At 62.7% G+C, this 3,397-nt stretch carries 3 protein-coding genes and 1 pseudogene; all 4 read right to left on the bottom strand.

Annotation, left to right across the window (positions count from 1 at the left end):
- Nucleotides 1–332: 332 nt before the first annotated feature.
- The gene (locus B4N44_RS05770) at nucleotides 333–1,001 is read right to left on the bottom strand and encodes a phosphoglycolate phosphatase (RefSeq protein WP_296697859.1); all 669 of its coding nucleotides are present in this window, start codon (nucleotides 999–1,001) and stop codon (nucleotides 333–335) included.
- 142 nt (nucleotides 1,002–1,143) lie between these two features.
- Nucleotides 1,144–1,865, bottom strand: a pseudogene (gene rpe / locus B4N44_RS05765) (ribulose-phosphate 3-epimerase).
- 126 nt (nucleotides 1,866–1,991) lie between these two features.
- On the bottom strand, nucleotides 1,992–2,813 hold the full coding sequence (gene djlA / locus B4N44_RS05760; protein ID WP_296697855.1) for a co-chaperone DjlA: 822 nt from the start codon (nucleotides 2,811–2,813) through the stop codon (nucleotides 1,992–1,994).
- A 13-nt stretch (nucleotides 2,814–2,826) separates the two neighbouring features.
- Nucleotides 2,827–3,397, bottom strand: a 571-nt coding sequence (locus B4N44_RS05755) for an energy-coupling factor ABC transporter permease (RefSeq protein ID WP_296697852.1), incomplete at its 5' end; no start/stop codon positions are given.

The raw sequence follows: 3,397 nt of genomic DNA, 5'->3' as shown, positions 1-3,397 counted from the left end.
CAAAGTTGTGTATAATGGGATGGTCTCAACCTCGCCATCGCCACCCGTTCATCGCTCGCATCGTCCCGGTTCTCATTAAGTGGTGAATGGTGAGTGGTGCAGTGCAGAGATTCCGAGAGCGTACAAAATCATTTTCGTTGTTGTATCGATGGTCGACAACGACAATGAACAGTCTCGACACATCTGCCGTGCTGCACTAGAGCGGTCTAAACCGCGCCTCCAAAAAGGCCGGAAAAATCCTTGAGTCCGACACAACATGAGAATAACGCATGTCGCTCTGGACGCGGTTTAGAGGATGGGTTTCGCTTTCGCCACCCTCCGAGACCAACGGATTACGCGGCCAGAAGACCCGTCAGCTCGACCATGGAGTCGATTACCGCGTCCGGCTTGGCCTCGCGGATGTCTTGTCCGTGATTGTAGCCGTAGCTCATGCAGATGATCCCGAAGCCCGCGGCACGCGCGGCCTTCACGTCGCTCACCGAATCGCCGATCATGAGCGCCTCGGCGGGCTCGACACCAAAGTGTTGTGCCGCATGCAGCAACGGCATGGGGTCCGGCTTCTTTTTCGGTAGCGTATCACCGCTCACCACCAGGCCGAAATGCTCGCGGATCCCCAGATCACGCAGCAACGGCTCGGTGAACTGAGCGGCCTTGTTGGTCACGCAGCCGAGCTGGTAACCCGCACCCTTCATGAAGGCGATGCCCTCGATCACGCCCGGATAGAGCACCGAGCGCTTGGAGGTGTTCTCCGCATAGAACTCCAGAAAGATCGGGAGCGCGGCCTCGAAATCCGCCTCGTCCGGCTCGCCGTCCAGTTGCCCGATCAGCGCCCGACGCACCAGACGCTCGACCCCATTTCCGACCCAATTGCGCACGGCCGCCTCGCCATGCGGCGGACGGCCGAGCCGCTCCATCATGGCGTCGACACAAAAGGCCAGATCCGGGACGCTGTCCACCAGCGTGCCGTCCACATCGATCAGGATCATCTTCGGTCGCAGCATGCGCTCACGGCTCCAAGGTCAACAACACAATCGGACAAGCCATTCAGGCCCTTCAGTGCCTGAACCGCGTCGACTCAAAGATCGGAGGGAGACTCGGTCGCATCGACCAAACTCCCACTCCGACCCGAGCCTCGAACGCGGTTTAGCGCGCCATCTGCTCGCGCATCTCGCGAATAATGCTGTCGTAGCGATGCGGATCGCTGTCACGGCCCTTGCCGAAGATCCCGGAGCCGGAGACGAAGGTGTCCGCGCCCGCCGCCTTGATCGCGCCGATGTTGTCCGCCTTCACGCCGCCGTCGATCTCGAGTCGAATGTCGAACCCGGAGGCGTCGATCATCTTGCGCGCCGCGCGCAGCTTCTCCATGGTCGCCGGGATGAAGCTCTGCCCGCCGAAGCCGGGGTTGACCGACATCAGCAGGATCATGTCGATCTTGTCCATCACATAGTCGAGATAACTCAGCGAGGTGGCCGGGTTAAACACCAGACCGGCCTTGCAGCCCTCGTTGCGGATCAACTGGAGCGTGCGGTCGATATGCTCGCTCGCCTCCGGATGGAAGGTGATGTAGGTCGCACCCGCGGCGGCGAAGTCCGGGATGATCCGATCGACCGGCTTGACCATCAAATGCACGTCGATCGGTGCGGTCACGCCGTGCTTGCGCAAGGCCTCGCAGACCAGCGGGCCGATGGTCAGGTTCGGCACGTAATGGTTGTCCATCACGTCNNGGTGAGGTTGGGCACGTAATGGTTGTCCATCACGTCGAAATGGACGATGTCCGCGCCGGCGGCGAGCACATTGTCGACCTCCTCGCCGAGCCGGGCGAAATCCGCCGAGAGGATGGACGGTGCGATCAGATCAGGCGTCATGCTGTTGTCCCCTAAGATCTCGCTCACCGCGGCACACGCGCCTCGGCCCGGATCCGTTGTGATGTTGAAAGTACGGAACTCTAACCGAAGCGGGCCGGATTTTCACTCGGCGCGCGGCCGCACGCGCTAGGCCGCCCGGGCCTCCGTGATGGTCTCGTAGGCACGCCGGATCTCCTGCGTCTTCTGCGAGGCCATCCGCATCGCCTCCTCCGGCAGCCCCTTCGCCATCAGTTTGTCCGGATGATGCTGGCTCATCAGACGCCGATACGCCTTCTTGATCTCCGCATCGCTCGCCTTGGAGCCGACCCCAAGGGTCGCGTAGGCGCTGGCGAGCGGCGCCGGTCTCGTTGCCGTCGAGGACTTGCCGCGTCCGGCCTGCCCGGTCGCACCGGCATACATGCGTTGCTGAAGCACCAGGAGGTTTTCGAGCTGCCGATAGGCGAAGACCGAGACATTGAGCCCGCGCCGAATGGTCTCGAGCGCGCGCCGCTGGTCCGGCGTCGGAGCGCCGTCTACGTAGGCGGTCAGGAGCTGTACCTCGAGGAACAGGTGAATCAAGGTCCGCTGACTCGTACAGACGGCCTTCAGCGCCGCGATGGCGCCCGCCAGATCGAAGTCGGGCGACTTGCCTTTGTTGAAGAGATCGATCGCCACGCGTCGCTGGTCGGCGCCCAAAGACATCCGATCCATCACGGAGCGCGCCAGGGCGACCTCGGCCTCGCTGACACGCCCGTCGGCCTTGGCGACATGACCCATCACCAAGAAGGTCGTCTCGAAGAAACGCGCTTGGACCCGCGCCCGTTGCGCACCCGTGAAGGCCGGGCGTCGCGGGCCGCCGATCCAGCCCCGATCCACGCCCTGACCCAAGGCCGCACCGAACACCGCCCCGACCGGACCTCCCACGACCAGACCGATGGCGCCGCCGACGGCTGTGCCGACCCAACCCATGTCGAAAACTCCCTTATTTACCTTTCAGATACTGTTCATCGCTGAAGGAGTAGACCCACTGCGGCTTGAACGCGACCAGCACGGCCAAGATCCAACCATTCAGGAAGGCCTCCGGCATGAACATCAAAGGAAAGAAGGGTAGCACCGTTTCGCTGAGATCCGCGAAGCTGTAAGCACCGCTCGCCACCAGCAACCAGGCCGCCAGATAACCCGTCAGCACGCCCACCAGGCCGGCGGTCAGAAATCCGTTCACCAGCACATAGACGAAGAACTGCTTGGGCAGATACCACCGGATCAGGATCAGGGCGACCTGGGTCAAGCTCGCCGGCACGACCCCGGTGAGAAGGGCGTTGAGCGCGAACCCGTCCCAGCCCATTCCCGCGTTCATGACCACCCCGAGCAGGGCCAACGCCGACCCGATCACAGCCAACGACCAGCCGAACATCAGGGTGATGGCCGTCACGCCGAGCAGGTGAAACGACAACCCGGCCTGCACCTGAACGTCCATGTGCCAGAGCACCAGCAGCGCGACGACCGCCCCGAGAAAGACGTTCAACTGCTCTAGGAGCCTGTCCGACTTGTGT

The organism is Thiocapsa sp. UBA6158, assembly GCF_002423035.1.
GTDB lineage: Bacteria > Pseudomonadota > Gammaproteobacteria > Chromatiales > Chromatiaceae > Thiocapsa.
Note: the sequence above shows the minus strand (reverse complement) of the source record. Positions and strands in the feature narration are given on the sequence as shown.